Here is a 19,056-nt window from a genome sequence, read left to right as displayed (position 1 = left end):
AATCGCCTATAGCCGTAATCCATTCGTATGAATCCGCAGACGATCTTCGAGGTGAATCATTCTCCCGATAAGTATGCCTTTAAAAACGACAAAAAGCCCCACATAGTGGGACGCACGACGGATGACTTATTTTTTTCTTTTTATGAGCTAATGCTACCAGGTCGATAGAGCCGTCCTTTTCCAACTGTTTTGCGCAACGCAAACATATACATATTGGTCGTCCCAAGCCATCTGCCCCTGACTGCAGGGTTCGGTCGACGAAGCGGGCGTATGTTTGTCGCGGATGCGCAGCTTGTCTCCGTTTACGTCAAGCTTGGTGTCAGGGTCATTCACACCTATCCCGACATTGCCCTCGCCACGCTGCAGGGTGATCACGGACTCGACCGGGTTGCCGTCATCGCCGTAACGGACGAACTGCAGGTCGGCCCCCGTATTGCTCCCCGCTTCCTTCGAGCTGTTCGCCCGGACGGCCCATCTCGGCTTCGTCTCATTATCCTTGCCGGCTACGCTGAACTGAAGGTCACGGTTCGTCCCTGTTTCCCCCGCTACCCGCAAAATGCCGCTCATCACATTGAAGTTTGACGAATGGGTGCGGATCTCGCTCACGTCGGTGTCATAGGGAATTTCAAACCGGGTGAAGAGCTGGTTCGCATATTGTCCGTTTGGCGACATTGTCGTCTCGAACGAGAGATGTTTATGGTCGTGCTGCTCCGGATTGTTGGCCTTGTCATGGGAAATAATCGCCGTTTTATCATGGTCGTTCTCGTCGGCCCAGACGATCGCCGGCTTGGCTCGATCCGCCGTCCATTGCAGCCTGATCAGGTCGGATTGATGCCCCTCCCGGTTGATCCACTTTTTGTCGGTGGACAGATGCAAATGCTCATTGTGTGGAATGCGGATTTCGCCACCGGTCTTTTCGGCTTGTCCCAACGTTCCGGCCGCGCCCTGTTTCTGATCCGTACAGCCGATGCCCAGCAAGCAGACGCTCCCCAACAGAACCGATACCATCATCGCCTTCGATAATTTCATTGCACTTCCCTCCGTTATCGTTGTGATTTGATCTTGTTCGTTTTTTAGATCTTTTCGTTCGTTTTAACGAACAATCGACTTGGTCTGATCGTATTATAACAACACACGGCGTACAAGCATTTCCCGGAAAAATGATTCTTTTTGCCTATAAATAACGTAATCCGAAAGTATCGGTCAAAAGCAGCTCCGGCATTTATGTCCGAAGCTGCTTATCTTTAATCACTCATATGAATTTGACATATTTCTCAATCTTATCAATCCGCTCTGTGCCTATACCTGCTATTCACGGACCAACTCATCGAGGCCGCCGATCACCCAATCCGCCGCCGATAAAATATCGGGGCTGCCGATGCCGATCGCGCCGCAGCCTGCCGCTTTACCGGCTTCAACTCCCGCCGCCGCGTCCTCGAACACGACGCAGTCGGCCGGAGCCAGTCCAAGCGCCGCGCTGGCCGCCAGGAACACCTCCGGGTCCGGCTTCGCCTTGGACACCTTCGTGCCGTCTATCACCGCGTCGAACAACGTCGCGATGCCCAGCCGCTCAAGAATGAAAGCCGCATTCTTGCTGGCGGAGCCGAGCGCAATCTTCACGCCCTGCCTGCGCAGCTGCTGCAAATACTCCTTCGCGCCCGGCAATATTTCCGAAGGCTCCAACCGGGAAATATACCCGACATATTCCTTATTCTTCATATCGGCCATTTGCTGACGCTCGGCCTCATCCGCTTCCACGCCGCCCACCTCAAGCAAAATTTGCAGCGACTCCATCCGGCTAACCCCTTTGAGCCGCTCGTTGTCCCTTTCGGTAAATTCAAAGCCAAGCCGGTTAGCCAGCGAGCGCCAGGCCAGATAATGGTATTTCGCCGTATCCACGATCACTCCGTCCAAATCAAAGATAGCGCCTTTCATCGTTTCCAACATGCCGTTCTCTCCTCTATCAAGAAATCATCAATGACTACGGTCCTTTGCGTCCACTTGTTAACGCATCATTTGTAGGAAAAAGACATATGCTGCCCGGGTGCCACCATGGCGCTCTCCCTATCCCCCGCATCGTTCCGGCGTTCAATGCGGAATTCCATCGCCGCCTGGTTATCTTCCGAAGCTTCCACCCTCACTTGACCCGTTTCGATCGTAACGATGAAACCGGCTCCCCTAAGCTGAAGCGGGAAGCTTACCGCCCTCCACGCCGCCGGCAATGACGGTGCAATCGTAACGGCCTGCCCGTCGAAGCGCAAACCGGCGAAACCTAGCACGGCAGCCATCCATGCGCCTCCGTTCGCCGCAGGATGCGTTCCTCCGATATACAAATCGCCGACGTACTGTTTGGAATCGCCGGTCAAATCGATCGTTGCCGTGCGTTTGAAGTAAGGGTAGGCCCAGTCCGATAAGCCGATATCCGCAGCGACAAGGGCGTAAATGCAATAGCTAAGGCTTGAGCCGTGTTCGGTACGGGGTTCGTAATACTCCCAGTTGCTCCGTTTCATCCCCCTGCTATACTCATCCTTGAACAGATGCAGCATGAGGACAACGTCCGCCTGCTTCAAAATTTGCGTCGTCGTAGCCAGTCCGTTCCCCCCGCCCAGATACTCGTGCCGGTTCAATATTCTGGACTTCAATTGCGCAAGCGTAACGTCCTCCAAGGCAAAATACCGGTCGAACTGCTCGATCACTCCGCTCCCTTCCGCAGGCTGCGGAATATATAAACGATCATGCATGTCGCGAAGCTGCTCCGTCGCGATCCTGCCGCCTGCCGTAAGAGACTTGGCAAGGCCCGGATATTTGTCCTGCAGATAAGCCAGGACCTCCAGCGCGATATTCAGGCAGCGTTTCGCCATCGCATTCGTAAACGCGTTATTGTTGACCCGCTCGTGATATTCGTCCGGCCCGGTAACATCCAAAATTTCGTATCGCGATCGATAAGGGTTATAGTAAGCGTATGAATAGAAGAAGCGGGCGCACTCCAGAACCGCTTCCGCCCCTCCGTCCAGCAGGATGCTGTCATCTCCGGTAAAGATGAAATACTGCCATATGCCATAAGCTACATCCGCGCTAATATGCACCTGTTTATCGCGGAAATAGGTACGCATCGGACGTCCGGTGAATACATCGTTCACATTGAACAACGTACAGGCATCATCGCCGGTCTCCTGGCTCTCCCAAGCATAGAAAGCTCCGGCATAGCCGTATTCCGCCGCCTTCCTGCGCGCTCCATCCAGCGTATGGACGCGGTACATCATCAGATTGCGGGCGATGCTCGGCTGGGTGTACAAGAAGAAAGGCAGCATGAACATTTCGGTATCCCAGAAAACAGCCCCTTTATATACTTGACCCGATAAGCCCCGCGCCGGAATAGACAGCTTCTCCGAATGGCCGGGAGCGATAATATGCAACTGATAGAGGCTATAACGCAAAGCGAGCTGCGCTTCGTCGTCCCCTTCGATTCGCACATCGGAGAGCTTCCATTTCCGCTCCCACCGGGCTGCATGCTCTGCAAGCAGACTTTCGTACCCTGCCGCAGCGGCCTCCCGGCTGGCCTCTGCCGCTGCGGCGGCGCAATCCGCTTCCCCATCCAACCCGGTAAATACGGAAACATAGGTAACGAAAGTATAAGTCTCTCCGGCTTGTGCCGCCAGACGAATCTCCCTGCCAAGAAAATGATCGAGGGCGAGGCTGCGACGCTCCCCGAACAAACAGGCAAGCGTATGGCCAACCGACACCGGCATGTTCAGCTCATGCGTCCATCCGGTCAAAGTCAGCGTATCTTCTTGCTCCGCACTTTCCATCCGCTCCAAATGAGGGCCGTTAATATCCCATACCTGACCGTCAATTCCGGTTGTGATGATGAGCTCGCTCGGCTTGCTGCAAGTGACCGACACGCGGTTTGCGAGCAGGTGAAGGCGTTCCATGCTGCAGAAGCGTTCGGATTCGACCGTAACGGTCCGGCCGTCCGCTGCCGGATAGACCGTCTTGCGGCGATGTACGCCATGGCGTATATCCAGCTCCTGCTCATGCGCAAGCGGCTCAAGCTCAAGTACGCTTAGCGGCTTGCCGTCGCATACGATTCTGGTCGACAGCCCGTTAGGAGCATTGATCGGCTCGCGCCATTGATCGCCTACTTTGTCATATAGACCGGCCGGAATCGTTGCCGTCAACTCCGAGCGAGCGAACTCATCCAGCGTCCCGCGGTACCCCATATAACCGTTGCCGATCATAAATTTATTGCCGTTCGCCGCTATCCGTTCCTTATCGAAGCCGTTCTCCCGAATAATCCAGTTCATCGCTTACCCCACCTTCTCCAGACTCAGCTCGATGCCTGCCGGACCCACAATATAATCCTGGCCATAAACGTTGATCTCGACGGGATCGCCGCTGCGCACGCTAATTTTCACCTGCTGCCGGTCCACTTCAACCGCAAGTTGCGTGCCCCCGTACGTGATCGGGAAGGAATATTGATTCCACCGCTCCGGAATGCTCGGGTTGAAGAGCAGCTTATCCCCGTCGGAGCGCATACCGCCGAATCCGTACACGATATTCATCCAGGCAGCCGCAATCGAAGTCGTATGCAGCCCCTCTCTCGTATTGCGGTTGTAATTGTCCAGATCAAGCCTTGTCGCAAACTCGAAGAACTTGTAGGCCTCCTCCTGCCTGCCGATCTCTGCGGCCAGAATAGAGTGAATCGACGGCGATAAGGACGATTCGTGGATACACCTCGCCTCGTAATAATCGTAATTGGCCCGCTTGGCTTCAAGAGAGAACTCCCCGCTGTACAGGAACATAAACATTAGCACGTCCGGCTGCTTGATCATGTCATAGCGATAGAGCCGATCATACGACCAATGCGAATAGAGCGGAAATTCCGTAACCGGAATCGAATGAATGTCGAGATGCGGCATATCGAAAAACCCGTCATGCTCCTCATAAATTCCCGTCTCCTCATCATACGGAATCTTCATGTTGTCGGCCTTGTTCTTCCAATCCAGCCGTTCCTGTACCGTCAATCCGAGACGGTCCGACAGACCGGCAAAGGCGGGCCGATCCGCTTCCTCCATCTCGGCAATGGTCTGAAGCGTAAACTCGAACATCTTCTTCGCCATCAGATTGATGTAGCAATTGTTGTTCACCATGAGCTGGAACTCATCCGGCCCCATGACTCCGAAATAGCCATACTTCCCGCTCTTCTGGCCCCACTGTCCCCGGGACGCATAGAAACGGCTAATCTGAATGAGCATTTCCAGCCCCTTCTCATATAGAAACGCCTTGTCACCCGTCATATTCACATAATGGCGGAGCCCGTATGCCACTGCCGTACCTACATGAAGCTGCAAATTGGAATGCTGCCACAGATCGCAGCTCTCCGTTCCGTCGATCGTCGCGATCGGATAGAACGCCCCCTCGCAGTCAAGCTCCTTCGCCCGTTCCAACGCATGCGGCAGCGTCTTGTAGCGGAATTCCAGCAAGCTGCGCGCCGCCTTCGGATTGTTGAAAATATAGAAAGGCAGGCAATACGATTCCGTATCCCAGAAGGCCAGACCGCGGTAGGCTTCCCCGGTCAGCCCCTTCGCTCCGATGTTGAAGCCCGGATTATCGCCATGATAGGTTTGATACAATTGGAAGATACAAAAGCGAATCCCTTGCTGATTGTCCGGATCCCCGTCGATGACGATGTCGGAATGCTCCCACACTTGCGCCCAATACCGCTCCTGCTCCTCTGCCGCAGACTCGTAATTCACCCCGGCATACCGCTCGGCCAGCTTCATCCCTTCGTCCCAGACGTCCTCGTGGCTCCGCTCCGGCTCTTTATTCGCAACATTGATCACCAGCTTATCGAGAACAGCCGGTTCGCCTTTCTTTAGCTCCAACAAAATATCATGGCCCGTGAAATTATATTCGCTTACCGGCACGCTCTCGGCTGTCTTCGGCAAATCCAGCCTATAGCTTGAGAACAGGCGGTTGCGGGTGTTGGCCGTTTGTCCGAGCATGGCGGAAATTCCCTGCTTACTGCCTTGCTTCACGCTCTCCCAGTACCTGAAATTCCGATCCTCATGGATGGTCGAGAAATCCAATCCGGCGATAATGCGAGCCGCACCGGAGAAGTTCAACGGCTTCAGCACGATCCGTTGGCAGCCCAAATTCGATACTCGCATACTGATCAGCCGTTCGAATGTAAGCTGTACGCTCTTCCCGTTCCGCAGATGCCAGACGAGTTGCCGCGAATAGATTCCCCGCTTGAAATCCAGCTCCCTGCGGAAATCGGAGAACGCGGCGGTTCCCATATCAAAGGTTTCATCGTCGATTGTAATGCGCGTATACAGCCAGTCTACTCCGTTAACCATGAAACGCAGCGACCGGATGATCCCCTTATAATGCGCTCCAACTTCGCTCTCCTCGAATAACCCGTTGAAATAGCTTCCTAATAATGTATCCCCGCTATAGCCTTCCTCGACATAGCCGCGAACCCCCATATATTCATTGCCTAACGAGAAAATAGATTCCGACACCCGGTTTCGTTCCGGATCGAATCCCTCCTCTATAATCTTCCATGGATCAACTGCTAAATATTTGTCCGCAATCTTCGGCATATCCGATCTCTCCCTCTTGTATTGGTGTTCTGTTCCAATCAAAGCAAAACGCCGTTATGTCTACCCATTCAGATTAGCCAAAAGAAAGCATTACACGAATGTCCAGGTCTAACGAGTTTATGTGCGATCTTACTGAATTGAGCTGATTATTCTCTGTTCGTATCGCGAATGGTTTCTGCGAAAAAGCTGCGTCGTCTTGCACTTCCGGCGGACCCTAGTTCCCTTATATTGGCTAAATGAGCGTTATTGCGGTGATTGACGGACACACCTTCCGCTAATTGCCCCGAAACGGGTCCAAATCGGGCGTTTTGTCACAGATAACAGATCCTGTGTCCGCAACATGCCGAAAAAGGGGTATTTGGGCAAAAATAAGGGATCCTGTGTCCGTCATCGCGAACGGTTAGGAAAAAAAGCCCGCGATCATCCGGAAATTTTCGTGCCGTCCCCCCACCGAAGCGAGAAAAAGATGTCTTTTCGCAGGTGGTTGAAAATGGCGTGTCTGCGAAAATCGTTGTGATGCGGATCGACTATCAAAGTGCCTTATAAGGGAGCGAAAATTCCTTATTGTCTGCGATTGGTGCGGTTTTACGGGGCAGAGGCACTTTCGTTCCCAATCATAGAACAAGCCGCGCTCGGGTTTCTCAAATCATTGGCCACAGGGGAGAGATCATAAAAAAAACCCCCTCCCCCGGCTTCCGCCGGGAAAGGGGAAATTCAACCTTTATTGCTGTTTCGTACGTTTTCGTCCCATGAAACCGCCCAGAACGATCAATGCCAGACCTGTCGCATAGAAAGGCCAATGACTGTCCTCTCCCGTTTTCGGGAGCAGAGGCCCTGGCTTGTCGCCCTTGGGAGTTTCGTCGACACCGCCGCGCGGTATGTTCTCATCGTCTACTTCGACCAACGGGTCTTCCGGCCGATCTGCCGGCGGCTCTTCCGGGTCTACTCCTCCGAGCGGCGTTTCTTCGTCGTCAATCTCTTCCGTCTCTGCCGGAGGATTCACCGGATCCGGATCGGCCGGCGTGCTCGTTCCCGGCGGCGTTGTAGATCCGCCAGGTTCTTGCGGGTTGCCTGGATTTCCCGGATTCGAAGGATTGCCAGGATCGACCGGCGTTCTCTTTTTGCTGTTCGTTACCGTAATTTTCTTGACGAATGCGTCTTGCGCAATGCTCGAAACAATGGTGATGTTGATCTTGGCATCGTCGATGACGTAACCGTCCGGAGCGGCCAACTCCTCCAAAATATACTCGCCGTACAACAACTTAGAGAACAGGATCTTTCCTTCTTCATTCGTCGTTCGAACGATAGGCGTCCGTTCGCCTTTTGCATCATATAAAGCGAATTTGGCTCCCGCCAACCTTTTGGACGAATCCGCCTTATCCGTCTTCGTTACTTCCAAGCTTCCCGTAACACCGCCGCCTGAACCCGAGCCGGAAGATGTGCGGACGATAATTTCCTCCGTCGTTTCTCTTGTTTCGGTCGTGATTTGTTCCCCTTCGAAGGAAACCGTATTGCTGACCTTGGATTTGTCCGGAGCGTTAATAAAGGACTGGTACTCCAAAATGTAAGCCGAATCGATATCCTTCAAGAAGACCAACTCAAATCTTTCTTCGTCGTTATCCTCTCTTGTAATCTTCAGCGTATAATCCGTGTCTCGGATTAACTCTTCGGCCTTGGCGATGTCGCCCTTCTCGTTTACCGTTGTGGCGTACAAACGGAAGGAATCCTCGATTAAAATTTGGTTATCGCTCGGCTTATCGACGATTTTGGCATTGGAAACATGCGATTGCCCTTCGTTGATGCGAATGGTCCAATCGATTTTGTTTCCGTTCTGCTTACCGTTCTTGGTCACATATTCGCCGCCGTGGGGAATCGGCACTTTCGCGTCCCACTCGGCGACCGTTTCGTTTCCGCTCTGAAGGACAGCCTTATTGTTTACTGCAGCCGGAACCAATTCTCCCTGAAGCGATGTTTCAAACGTGATCCAATACGGAGAATCGATGCCATCCTTAAACTCTACGCTCAACGTATTATCGTTCCGACTGTCGGGCAACGTTGCGGTATAGCGGTCGGCGGGAACCTCTTTTCCTTTTTGTACGCCGTTCCACCAGCCCAGCAAAGTCATTTCATGCACTTTGAGGGATCCCTCAACGTAGGTTTGCCCTTTGGCCAACCGGTCAATAACTTTGGCCGGGTTGATTGTATTTTTGTTGTAGTTGACCTTGATGTTCCATGTAATCTTCTTCTCGACGGCATCGTAAGATCCGTCTTTGGCGCCGTTATGTTGCGTCAGAGTGTCAGGCCAAAATTCGGCGTCGCTCTCGATCGGCCCTTTGGATTCGCCGTTTTCCGTCCAAGTAAGAATCGCTCTGTTCAAAAATGGAGCCTTCGTTTTGTCCGGTTTCCATTCGTTATTAAACTTGGTTTCATACACGATCAGATAAGTATCCGTGATGATCCCGTTAAAATGAACTTCGAAACCTGCGCGCGGATCCTCGGAGACAACCGTGTAATCATTGTCGGAAACGGCTTTCCCGTCAGCCGTTACAATTCTCAACGTCTCCGGCAAAAATTCGAGCCCGCCGTTCGGAAATACGTCCTTCACGACGACATTGTCCATCGGGTATTTGTCCAAATTGACCCGAATCGTCCATGTTGTCGTTTTTGCGTTATAATCGGTTTTGTGTTCGTATTTTTCATTCGTATTGAATTTGTTCAGAATGACGCGCTCAAGAGGTTGGCCGGCCTCCTTGCTGCCGCCTTCCGTCGTTACCAGATTCTTGACTGTCTTATTCTCGTCTACCCGATCCGTAACTTTGGTTTCATACACGATGGTGTACGCCGAATCGATGTCGGAGTTGAACTGCAGATCGAAACCCAACTTCCCATCTTGATCCGGTTTTCCCAATACATTCAATTCGTACGCATCATTGTCCAGTTCTTCTTTCGTTTGTCCCTTATAGATCTTGAACGAACCGTCGATCCATTGCAGCCTGCCGTCGAACCGGTCTTGCAACCACGCGTCTTCTTTATCAATTTTTTTGTTGCCGAAGTTGTATCTTATTTCCCAGGCAATCGTTTGTGTCGCAGGATCGTATTTCGCCGCTTTCTTGGCCAATAATTCTCCGCGTTTCACGGTAACGGTAGCTGTCGCGGAGACGTCTTTCAAGTCCTCTCCCGACAGCGTAGCCGTGTTGGCAAACTTGGTCTCTTCTCCCACAACGCGCGTCGCATATTGCACACGATAAGCTTTATTAATCGTTTCGTCGCGGAAAGAAAGCTTGAAACCCGCGCCCGAAGAATCGATTTCGATCGCATACGCTTGCGGATCGAGCTCGGCTCCCGTCGCCGTCGAACCGTCGCCGTTCACTTGAAGGCGGTACACTTTAATGGAATCCGCGATCAATTCCAATCCATCCGGTGTCGGGTCCGTCACAACCGCATGTTTGATCGCTTCTAATTGTTTATTGATATCAATCGTCCACTGAATGTCGCCGCTCTCGACCAAATCGCCGCGTTTCTCCAACGCGGTTCCGGACTCGGGCTTGATTTGCACCGTAACGGTTTGCTCCCCGCCCTTCACCGGGAATACGATGGTAACTTCCGTATTGCCATTGACAACCTCTTTGGTGAATTCCGTGCGGATTTGCAACGTACCGCTCACGCGGGAATGATTCTCCACGTAATCGTTGAAAGTCATCACTACCTGTCCGCTGCGATCTACCGTAAAGTTGCCCACCGTTCCGCCGTCGGCCGTGGTCAGAGGCGCATCGATATCCGTGAAAATTTCAAATTGACGCGGCAATTGGAACGTGAATTTGTCTCCCGCTTTGTAGCCGTGTGGATCCGGCAATTCCCATTCGTAATATAAGTTGACCGCCGAGCCGATTTCCAAGCGGCTGTCCGGATTCAGAACCGTATCAACAACATTTCCCTGCTCGTCCGTAAGGGTCACTTTCGTTAAAATGCTGCCCGATTCCTCCGGCGATGGATTGTATACGGCGTCCGTTACCGTACCGGTTTCATTTTCCCCGGCCTCGACGAGCAACAAACTTTCGGGTGTTGCCGATTCATCCGCTTGCACAACACCTCCGACAAACATACTTTGTAAAATAAGCAACAAACCAATGATAACTACACTTGCCTTTTTTCCCATTTTGATAACATTTCTCCTAATCTTATTTTAAATATCCTTGAAGCGTCAGTCCGGCTGTTCCAAACCTTTCCACGACCAACTCCCTCCATGATTGATGGACCCATACCCATTGTAAACCCCGCCTCTTAACAAATTCTAAACATGGTTCATGCGATATGTCGTCGATTCGGTATTATAGATTTTAAAGGTATTAGTTATCTTTAATTGAATAAAAAAAGAAGTGTCATATAACTATATTGAGTTTCCGCACAAGATCCGACATTTTCTGATTTAAACACGGACTTAAAAACTCTATAATAACTATTATGTTTCATTACGTCAAGGATAAAGCATACCTTCGTTTTTCTTGGATAAGTACATTTCACAAAAGAAATGAATCAACGTAAAAAAGAAGTCCCGAGTGCACACTCAAGGCTTCCATGCCTATCTTAATAATGTTTCGTCGCAGTATATTTGGATGCGTCTTTGATCATGTCGAAAGCGGTGCTGCTGCCATTCCAACCCGCATCCACCGTTGTATCGATAGTCACCCATTGATGGTCCAAATACACTTTGTTCCAGGCATGGTACGTATCGACATACTCGCTCTTGCCCATAACCAATTGAGTCGGAATATCGACGCTTCTCAACATTGCGGCAAATAAGGAAGCGTATCCGTAACAAATCGCTTTGTTCGACGTCAAGATCGGATCGATCTGAGGCACATACTCCCCGGAAACTGCCAAACTATCATCGTATTTAATATGGTTGATAATATAATTGTAGATCGCCTTCACTTTATCCGTATCCGCGGTCAGATCTTCGGTTAACTCCTTCGCCTTGCGAACGGCTTGATTCGCCTCTTTCCAACTTACATTCTGAATGGAATTCAGATATACTTTCGCGTTATCGGCCAGTTCAAGCTTGATCGTATCCTTCTTCATCACTCGATATTTATTGTCGCTGACATGCTCCAATACGCTAACGGTGTACTCGCCGTTGCCCGATTGAAGAGGAAAGGCGTCTACCTTGCCGGGCTTCAAAGTATAGGTGTACTTCTCCTCGCCTTTGGCAATCTGGAGTTTGGTTTTCACACCCGTTTTCACATCATATGCAACGCTTACAATTCCATCCTTCACATTGGCTTTATTCAACCAGGCGCTTCCTTCTTCGGCGTGAACCGGCATTGCTTGCAACATGGAACAAAAAATAAAAACTGCTGATAGAAACAGTACGAACTTGCACACTCTATAAAACTCCCTTCGGCGGCCAGGCTGCCATCTTATAGTTAAGAAGGCCCTATAGCTTTGCGTCCCTGCCTTTCGACAGGTTTGCCATTATCGTGTAAAGCTTTATTTTGGGGAAGAAAAACAAAAAAAGCTTGTCCCTTCGGTAACTGGCTGCCATCTTATCATAAGAGAAGGCCCTGTAGCTTTGCGTCCCTGCCTTTCAACAGGTTTGCCATTATCGTGAATTCGCTTTGTTGCTCATATTCTATCATATCTATCATTTAAAATCTATCGCTTTAGTATAGAATTGGGAAAAATGGGTAACAAAAGGCCATATCAATGAAAAAGGAGCGATTGAAATGCAAAAAATCACTGTTTGACGCTTGTAATTAACAGATTACCTGCGAATATCGGACCAATATGCCCGGCGGGCCGCATAAGTTGGCGGAACTGGAATATTGGGAAGTAGCGAGCGGGAACAAGCGATACCGCAAATACAGCTTACGAAACCTAGCATCGTTATTCGAAGGAAATGGAGCTTCTATATTTTCTTACGAAACTAGAAATTGTTATTCATCAAAATAGTAGGTAATGCGGCGGTATTTCGCTCTAATAACGTCTTGGAGTTTCGTTGAATTTGAAATGGCATCGATTTTACGGCTATAGCGTTTCTCAAGTTCGTTAGCGCCATTCAGATGCTGTGTTCGTACGCCGAAGCTGAATCGAAGATGGAATCGTTGACTTTTTCCGCAAAACCATTTATATTGATAGTTATATTTTTTAAAATTCAAGGAGGATTATTAAAAAGTGACACATTCAATGAGACTGCGTTTCCCTACTTTGAACCGGTAATTGAATACGTTCAAAGGCTCTGCTTGCGTAGGCGGAGTAAACGGGATCAGTCTGTCCTTTTTTAATAATCTTCATGTTCGCATAGCAAATATGTAATGTGTAGAAAGGCGGATCGTTCTGCCTTTCTTTTTTTATGGATTGTTTACCTTCTTTTGCAAGACAAAAGGAAGGTTTATTAGGTGACGGCTACCTTGGCAAACCCCTTAATTAAAGATGGGTCTTCTTCCCTTTACTCTGAATCGCAGGCAGATCGCCTGTGATTTTTTTAATTGCGAAAGGCGGAGATAATATGACCAAAAAAATTCATAAGTACAGCGGGAAAAAGTTAAGCCGCGGGGAGCCTCCCAATTTTTCCGGCCAGCATTTGATGCATAACAAGAAGTTGATTCATGAAATTGTCGATCGAGCGAATATAAGCATCGAAGATACCGTTTTAGAGTTGGGAGCTGGAAAGGGCGCCTTGACAACTGTGTTGAATCAAAGAGCCGGAAAGGTATTAGCGGTGGAATACGATGCCAAATTTGTCGACATACTCAAACGGAAAACCGCGCAACATCCAAATACAATCATTATTCATCAAGACATGATGAAAATCCGTTTGCCCAAAGAAAAGTTTGTTGTTGTCTCCAATATTCCGTACGCCATCACAACGCCAATTATGAAGAAGCTTCTGAACCATCCTTCAAGCAGCTTTCAAAGAGGCGTCATCGTCATGGAAAAAGGAGCGGCCAGACGATTCACGCAAAACTTCATTAAAAATGCTTATGTTTTAGTTTGGAGAATGCGGTTCGACATTCGCTTGGTGAAAACCATTTCCCGAGATCATTTCTCCCCTCCTCCCAAGGTGGACTCGGCCATGGTGACGATCACACGCAAAAAAGAAGCGGTTATAGCGTCCAAAGATTGCATTGCTTTTGCAGGGCTTGCCGAATACGCGCTAAAAGAACCGCAAAGCCCTATCGATTTGGCTTTACGAGGGATCTTTACTCCGCCCCAAATGAAGCATTTGAGAAGGAATCTAAAAATGAACCATGAACAGCTTATCGGAACACTCAATGAAAAACAATGGGGGACGGTTTTTCAAACAATGGTTCAAATGGTACCGCGTCATTATTGGCCAAGAGCAAACAAGAGGACATGAGACCGTTTTTGAAGAAAAAAATCCAACTTCCTTAAAATAGGCAGTTGGATTTTTGTTCGGTTACGTCCGTCAACGATATCGCAGCCATGGTTGCTCATCTAGCTGGAGAAAGCGAACGCTTTGTTACCGGAGCGTCGATTGCCGTCGACGGCAGGTTTGGAGCTTGACACGGACGGCATATGCGGCGGCGTGGGAAACTGGAGGTAGCGATTGTTGGAATGGCGCTAGGAGAAAATGGCAAACGGGCGGGCTCCCGCATATGATACCTCAACATATTCTTGCTGAGGTGTTCAATTATTCAGAGTACAGGTCAAACAACCCTTTGTAAGGAGTGAAGTCCAATGGCATTTATGCCGCTGTCCCCGCCTCCTCCATTCGTCCCAACTCCAACCGCTACATCATATATTATCGACTGCTTACAAAATTACACTTATGTTTGGTTATGGAATGGGGAAAGTTTCTGGTTTTATCCAACACGTGTTGAATATGGAGAAGTTTCTGGTTATCGTTGGAATGGCGCATTCTGGGCATTTTACGGGATTGATCCAAGACTTATCATGTCTGTTTCATGTCCTCCAATCCCCACTCTTTACTAAAAATTTAGAGAGCCATATTGTTGATTCCACAAACAACGATGAGCGTATCATGCCATCCGCTCGCATCACTAGCATACGGGTCCACACTAGTCGTTTACCCCTGCAACAAGCTGCAGGGGTATCTATTCATGCATGAATCAAAATCAGTATGTCCGCTTACAGGAGTCTCGACTCTTCGATCTGATGTTCCGAAGCGAAAGTCATGACTTCCTGTAAATCGGGGTATGAGCTTGACGTCCCTAATCTCGTTACCGAGAGCGCGGCAGCGGCAGAGGCATAAAAAACGACGTCATCCATAGATAAACCTTGAAGCAGGAAATAAGAGAACGCGCCATTGAAACAATCGCCGGCTCCGGACGTGTCAATTGCATTCACCTTAAAAGAAGGATACAGAACCGACTTTTCCTCGCTTTGGTATAAAACTCCCTTGCTTCCTAACGTGACAATCAGGTTCTTGACACTGTATTCCCTGATTACTTTCATTCCGGCTTCTTTTATTTCTTGGATGGAAGCCAGACTTGCACATTTCGAAAGTAATTTCAACTCATGCTCGTTAGGCGTTAAGTAATCGATTCCCCTCAAGGCGGATTGATCCAAGTCTAATACAGGCGCCGGGTTAACGATAACTGTTTTGTTATGTTTTTTCGCTAGTTGTATCGCTGTTTCTATCGTTTCTTTCGGTATTTCAAACTGTACCAAAATGGCGTCAACCTCAGAGATGACCGCTTCATTGCTCATCATATCGTCGGATGAAAATAAATTATTCGCTCCAGGCGAGACAACGATGATATTTTCCCCTTGGCTGTTTACAATAATCTGAGCCGTACCTGTTTTGCATCCCTGTTCTTGTCGAACCAAATCTGCGTTGATATGTTGTTTTTTGAGAAACTGAACAGCTTCCGCTCCAAAAGAGTCAGCGCCTACTTTGGCCAAAAAAGTCGTATCTTGCCCCATTTTGGCCGCCGCTACGGCTTGATTGGCCCCCTTTCCGCCCGGACATGTGAAGAAGGAGGAACCCAAAACGGTTTCACCCGGAGCCGGAAGGCGGTCCGTCATAGAAATGAGATCAACGTTATAGCTTCCTACTACAAGCAATTTTTTCATCAGCCTATTTGGTTTCACGATTCCTTGGCCGCCAGCCATTTCACGCTATTGGTCCATAAACGGTTATAATGCTGCCATTCGACAAACTCTTTCGGACCCCAGTGCGGTGCAAAATCACTTGCAAATGCTAGCGTTCTGCCTTTTCCAAACTCTCCTACCGCAAGAAATGCGTTTCCGTTATGTTCCGCTAGAACCGTTCCCGAATCCTTTGCTTGAATGCGATTATATCCCAAGAAATGCGGCCATGCTCCATGAATCCCTTCCAAGATCGGATGTTCGGGGGAAACAATATGGATATGCAGACCTTCCGGAGCTTCAAAGCGATCGTCAAACGGATGCATGGTAACCGGCAATATTTCTTCGATGGCTGTGTCTTTGTATTTGGCCTTTGCATCAATCCCTTGGAAGGACATGTAGCCCCCAACCATCGCAAATCCCCCTCCAAGGCTTACATACTCCTTGATCAAGTTAAGACGGTTCACAGCCAATTCGGACTTTGAGAATGTGCTGTTGGACAAAAGTAAAGTGTTCGAGCCGATATCGCTTAATATAACAACATGATAGCGATTGAGTTCCTCTAAAGTCGTTGGGAATTTCTCCGGGGCGTCATGATTTGGAATAAAATCCATCTCAATCCCCGCTTCTTCCATAGCAGAGCGAAACCACTCAATTCCTTCCGCGTACTCCGAATTTGTAAATGTATCGAAACCTTTAATATGAATAATATGTTTCACCCAAGATTCGCCAGCCACTAATATTTTCATTGTGATTCCCTCCACATGTTCGTTATCTATTTATTCTTTTCGGAATTGATCAATCCAAACAGCGCCGACAATAATTAAACCAAGCGTAATCATTTGCCAATAGGAGGAGACGCCAAGTAAATTCAGTCCGTTGCTTATCACCCCGGTAATAAGGGCTCCGATCAGCGTGCCGATAATACTCCCTTTCCCTCCGGAGAAGCTTGTCCCGCCAATGACAACGGCAGCAATCGCATCAAGCTCCATCGATGTACCGGCGCTTGGTTGGCCGGAGTTTAATCTTGAGGCCAGAATAATTCCCGCGATGGCAGCGGCAAGCCCGCTAATAACAAATACGGAAACTTTCGTAGATTTGGTTTTGATGCCCGAAAGCCGCGCAGCCTCTTCATTTCCGCCAAGAGCATATACATTTCTTCCAAACCTGGTGTATTTCAAGACGATAAATCCTACAATAAAACAAACGGCCATCACGACAACCGGAAAGGGAATCGGGCCGATATAGCCTCTTCCAATGAAAGAAAAGCTTTCCGGCAAATTGCTGATCGGATATCCGTCGGTATACACCAAGGAAAGTCCTCTTGCAATCGTCATCATACCGAGAGTTACAATAAATGAAGGGATTCTTCCATAGGTCGTAACGAACCCGTTAATAAAACCAAGCGCTACTCCGAGCAGTAAGCCAATAATTATGGAAACCGTTACCGGCAAGCCTGAGATCATGAAGCCGGTGGTCAGACATCCGATCAGGGCAACAATTGAACCGACACTTAAGTCGATTTCTCCGGATAAAATAACGAACGTCATTCCTATGCCTAAAATCGCAACAATCGTAATTTGTCTAGCAACGTTCAATAAGTTGTAAGCTGTTAAAAAACTATCCGATAATAAACTCATCGTAATGAAAAGTAGGATAAAAACAATGACAATTCCCATGTTTTTCCGTAATTGGCTTAGAAAAACTCCTTCGGATCCTGCCTTGATCTTCGCGTCGACACCCACCATTATCGTCCTCCTGTAGCATGGTACATAATTCGCTCCTGGGTTACCTCATGTTTTGATAATGTACCCGTTATTTCCCCTTCGTACATCACCAACACATTATCGCTTAACCCAATAATCTCGGACAATTCGGATGAGATCAAAATAATTGATTTTCCTTGCCCTGCCATGCTAATAATTAACTTATAAATTTCCGCCTTCGCTCCGACGTCGATCCCGCGCGTCGGCTCGTCAAATATGAGGACATCGGTGTCGGCGTTCATCCATTTGCCTAGCACTACCTTCTGCTGATTGCCTCCACTAAGCCTCTTCACGATTTGATTCACATTCGATGTTTTGATCTGAAGCTCTTGAATGTACTTTTCCGTAATTTCAATTTCTTTCTTCGGATGAACCAATCCATTGACAATAGCGTTTCCCAAGTTTGCCATCATCGCGTTTTCGCGTACGCTAAGTTCGATAACTAATCCTTGATTCTTCCTATCCTCCGGAACAAGTCCAATCCCGTTCTTAATCGCTTGATGAGGCGATTTAAATGTAACCGCCTTAGACCTTAGGAAGATTTCGCCGGCATCGGGACGATCCGCGCCAAAAATTAAGCGCGCCAGTTCCGTTCTGCCTGCCCCCACCAATCCGGCAACACCTAATATTTCGCCTTTATGAAGGGTAAAGCTTACATTCTTAACGTATTTTCCGCGACACAATCCCTTTACGGCAAGGACCTCTTCTTTAAATTCCTTAACCTCTTTCTCCGGAAAAGTCTGATCTAACGGTCGTCCCACCATCATTTCAATTAAAGAATCTTTGGTAAGATCGCAGGTATCTTTCGTGCCAACATAAGTACCGTCCCGTAATACCGCGATCCTGTCGCAAACGCTAAATAATTCCTCCAACCGATGACTGACGAAAATAATCGTGATTCCTTTTGCTTTCAGCTCACGCACCTGACGCAACAAAATCTCGGTTTCTTCTCCGGTTAATGTGGCCGTAGGTTCATCCATAATCAGCACATTGGCTTTGGTGGCCAGAGCTTTGGAGATTTCAACCATTTGCTGCTTGGCGACAGACAGATTGGATACTTTCTCCATCACGTTAATATCCAAGTTAAGCTGCTCCAGTACTTGTATGGCATCTTCCTTTAATTTTTTCCAATTTACCAAACCGTTCTTTAGCGGGAGCTTTCCTAAATAAATATTCTCTACCACGGATAGGCTAGGAATTAAATTAAATTCTTGATAAATCACGGATAGTCCCAAATTTTGAGCTTCAATCGGATGCCTGACTTCAAAAGGTTCTCCGTTTAGCAGTATTTCGCCGGAATCTTTTTGGTGCGCGCCGGCCAAAATTTTGATTAAGGTTGATTTGCCGGCGCCATTCTCGCCGATTAAACCCAGGATCTCCCCCTTGCGTACGTCAAAGGAGATATCTGAAAGCGCCTTTACTCCAGAAAAGGTTTTGCTTACGTTTTTAATTTCCAATATACTCGTAGAAGACATAGCAATTCCTACCTCATATAGTATTTCTTGAAGGCAGTTTTGAGTTTACTTCCAGTCCCCTAGGGGACTGGCGGCCGCCTTCAAAATTTCCAGTTGATCTTTGAAAAATAAATTTGGGACTGGACTTTCCGGAATGCC

General features: G+C 48.7%; 14 protein-coding genes and 2 riboswitches. Of the genes, 4 read left to right on the top strand and 10 right to left on the bottom strand.

Going from position 1 to position 19,056, the window contains the following annotated elements; all coding sequences use genetic code 11:
- Positions 1-153 precede the first annotated feature (153 nt).
- The 6 genes from LQ229_RS13470 to LQ229_RS13445 form a co-directional block, all read right to left on the bottom strand.
- Complete coding sequence (locus tag LQ229_RS13470) at positions 154-1,029, bottom strand: hypothetical protein (protein WP_216540320.1); 876 nt, start codon at positions 1,027-1,029, stop codon at positions 154-156.
- A 279-nt stretch (positions 1,030-1,308) separates the two neighbouring features.
- Positions 1,309-1,947: a beta-phosphoglucomutase gene (gene pgmB / locus LQ229_RS13465; RefSeq protein WP_216540319.1), complete on the bottom strand. Its 639-nt coding sequence runs from the start codon at positions 1,945-1,947 to the stop codon at positions 1,309-1,311.
- A gap of 65 nt (positions 1,948-2,012) precedes the next feature.
- Positions 2,013-4,304: a glycosyl hydrolase family 65 protein gene (locus LQ229_RS13460; protein WP_216540318.1), complete on the bottom strand. Its 2,292-nt coding sequence runs from the start codon at positions 4,302-4,304 to the stop codon at positions 2,013-2,015.
- 3 nt (positions 4,305-4,307) lie between these two features.
- Complete coding sequence (locus tag LQ229_RS13455; RefSeq protein WP_216540317.1) at positions 4,308-6,605, bottom strand: glycosyl hydrolase family 65 protein; 2,298 nt, start codon at positions 6,603-6,605, stop codon at positions 4,308-4,310.
- Positions 6,606-7,326: 721 nt separating this feature from the next.
- Entirely contained in the window at positions 7,327-10,728 is a 3,402-nt protein-coding gene (locus LQ229_RS13450; protein WP_356710721.1) for a collagen binding domain-containing protein, read from the bottom strand.
- 461 nt (positions 10,729-11,189) lie between these two features.
- Positions 11,190-11,939, bottom strand: a complete 750-nt coding sequence (locus LQ229_RS13445; RefSeq protein WP_230192002.1) for a transglutaminase-like domain-containing protein — start codon at positions 11,937-11,939, stop codon at positions 11,190-11,192.
- 62 nt (positions 11,940-12,001) lie between these two features.
- Positions 12,002-12,086: riboswitch (cyclic di-GMP riboswitch) on the bottom strand.
- 42 nt (positions 12,087-12,128) lie between these two features.
- Positions 12,129-12,213: riboswitch (cyclic di-GMP riboswitch) on the bottom strand.
- 563 nt (positions 12,214-12,776) lie between these two features.
- Between LQ229_RS13445 and LQ229_RS27300 the strand changes: the two genes are divergently transcribed.
- The 4 genes from LQ229_RS27300 to LQ229_RS13435 all read left to right on the top strand — a co-directional run bounded on the left by LQ229_RS27300 (position 12,777) and on the right by LQ229_RS13435 (position 14,558).
- Positions 12,777-12,821: an erythromycin resistance leader peptide gene (locus tag LQ229_RS27300; protein WP_156177705.1), complete on the top strand. Its 45-nt coding sequence runs from the start codon at positions 12,777-12,779 to the stop codon at positions 12,819-12,821.
- Positions 12,822-13,110: 289 nt separating this feature from the next.
- The gene (erm, locus tag LQ229_RS13440) at positions 13,111-13,962 is read left to right on the top strand and encodes a 23S ribosomal RNA methyltransferase Erm (RefSeq protein ID WP_230192001.1); all 852 of its coding nucleotides are present in this window, start codon (positions 13,111-13,113) and stop codon (positions 13,960-13,962) included.
- A gap of 44 nt (positions 13,963-14,006) precedes the next feature.
- Entirely contained in the window at positions 14,007-14,129 is a 123-nt protein-coding gene (locus LQ229_RS27110) for a hypothetical protein (RefSeq protein WP_290370033.1), read from the top strand.
- Between the two features lie 174 nt (positions 14,130-14,303).
- On the top strand, positions 14,304-14,558 hold the full coding sequence (locus LQ229_RS13435) for a transporter (RefSeq protein WP_230192000.1): 255 nt from the start codon (positions 14,304-14,306) through the stop codon (positions 14,556-14,558).
- A 156-nt stretch (positions 14,559-14,714) separates the two neighbouring features.
- Here LQ229_RS13435 and rbsK read toward each other — a convergent pair whose 3' ends face one another.
- Genes rbsK through LQ229_RS13415 form a run of 4 tightly spaced genes read right to left on the bottom strand, consistent with a single transcriptional unit; the run spans position 14,715 to position 18,918 of the window.
- Positions 14,715-15,701, bottom strand: coding sequence for a ribokinase (gene rbsK, locus LQ229_RS13430; RefSeq protein WP_230191999.1), 987 nt, complete (start codon positions 15,699-15,701; stop codon positions 14,715-14,717).
- Positions 15,677-16,426, bottom strand: a complete 750-nt coding sequence (locus LQ229_RS13425) for a glutamine amidotransferase (protein ID WP_230191998.1) — start codon at positions 16,424-16,426, stop codon at positions 15,677-15,679. Before LQ229_RS13425 ends, rbsK begins: the two co-directional genes overlap by 25 nt.
- A gap of 30 nt (positions 16,427-16,456) precedes the next feature.
- Positions 16,457-17,425, bottom strand: coding sequence for an ABC transporter permease (locus LQ229_RS13420; protein WP_216540308.1), 969 nt, complete (start codon positions 17,423-17,425; stop codon positions 16,457-16,459).
- Positions 17,425-18,918, bottom strand: a complete 1,494-nt coding sequence (locus LQ229_RS13415; protein WP_216540337.1) for a sugar ABC transporter ATP-binding protein — start codon at positions 18,916-18,918, stop codon at positions 17,425-17,427. Before LQ229_RS13415 ends, LQ229_RS13420 begins: the two co-directional genes overlap by 1 nt.
- Between the last annotated feature and the right edge of the window lie 138 nt (positions 18,919-19,056).

The sequence above is a fragment of the Paenibacillus sp. CECT 9249 genome (genome assembly GCF_918697855.1).
Classification (GTDB): Bacteria; Bacillota; Bacilli; order Paenibacillales; family Paenibacillaceae; genus MSJ-34.
Note: the sequence above shows the minus strand (reverse complement) of the source record. Positions and strands in the feature narration are given on the sequence as shown.

What these genes read in the sequence shown, in the direction of transcription:
- rbsK (WP_230191999.1), bottom strand. Translation starts at nt 15,701, where the DNA reads ATGGCTGGCGGCCAAGGAATCGTGAAACCAAATAGGCTGATGAAAAAA.
- LQ229_RS13470 (WP_216540320.1), bottom strand. Translation starts at nt 1,029, where the DNA reads ATGAAATTATCGAAGGCGATGATGGTATCGGTTCTGTTGGGGAGCGTC.
- LQ229_RS13445 (WP_230192002.1), bottom strand. Translation starts at nt 11,939, where the DNA reads ATGTTGCAAGCAATGCCGGTTCACGCCGAAGAAGGAAGCGCCTGGTTG.
- LQ229_RS13460 (WP_216540318.1), bottom strand. Translation starts at nt 4,304, where the DNA reads ATGAACTGGATTATTCGGGAGAACGGCTTCGATAAGGAACGGATAGCG.
- pgmB (WP_216540319.1), bottom strand. Translation starts at nt 1,947, where the DNA reads ATGTTGGAAACGATGAAAGGCGCTATCTTTGATTTGGACGGAGTGATC.
- LQ229_RS13435 (WP_230192000.1), top strand. Translation starts at nt 14,304, where the DNA reads ATGGCATTTATGCCGCTGTCCCCGCCTCCTCCATTCGTCCCAACTCCA.
- LQ229_RS13455 (WP_216540317.1), bottom strand. Translation starts at nt 6,605, where the DNA reads ATGCCGAAGATTGCGGACAAATATTTAGCAGTTGATCCATGGAAGATT.
- LQ229_RS13425 (WP_230191998.1), bottom strand. Translation starts at nt 16,426, where the DNA reads ATGAAAATATTAGTGGCTGGCGAATCTTGGGTGAAACATATTATTCAT.
- LQ229_RS13415 (WP_216540337.1), bottom strand. Translation starts at nt 18,918, where the DNA reads ATGTCTTCTACGAGTATATTGGAAATTAAAAACGTAAGCAAAACCTTT.
- erm (WP_230192001.1), top strand. Translation starts at nt 13,111, where the DNA reads ATGACCAAAAAAATTCATAAGTACAGCGGGAAAAAGTTAAGCCGCGGG.
- LQ229_RS13420 (WP_216540308.1), bottom strand. Translation starts at nt 17,425, where the DNA reads ATGGTGGGTGTCGACGCGAAGATCAAGGCAGGATCCGAAGGAGTTTTT.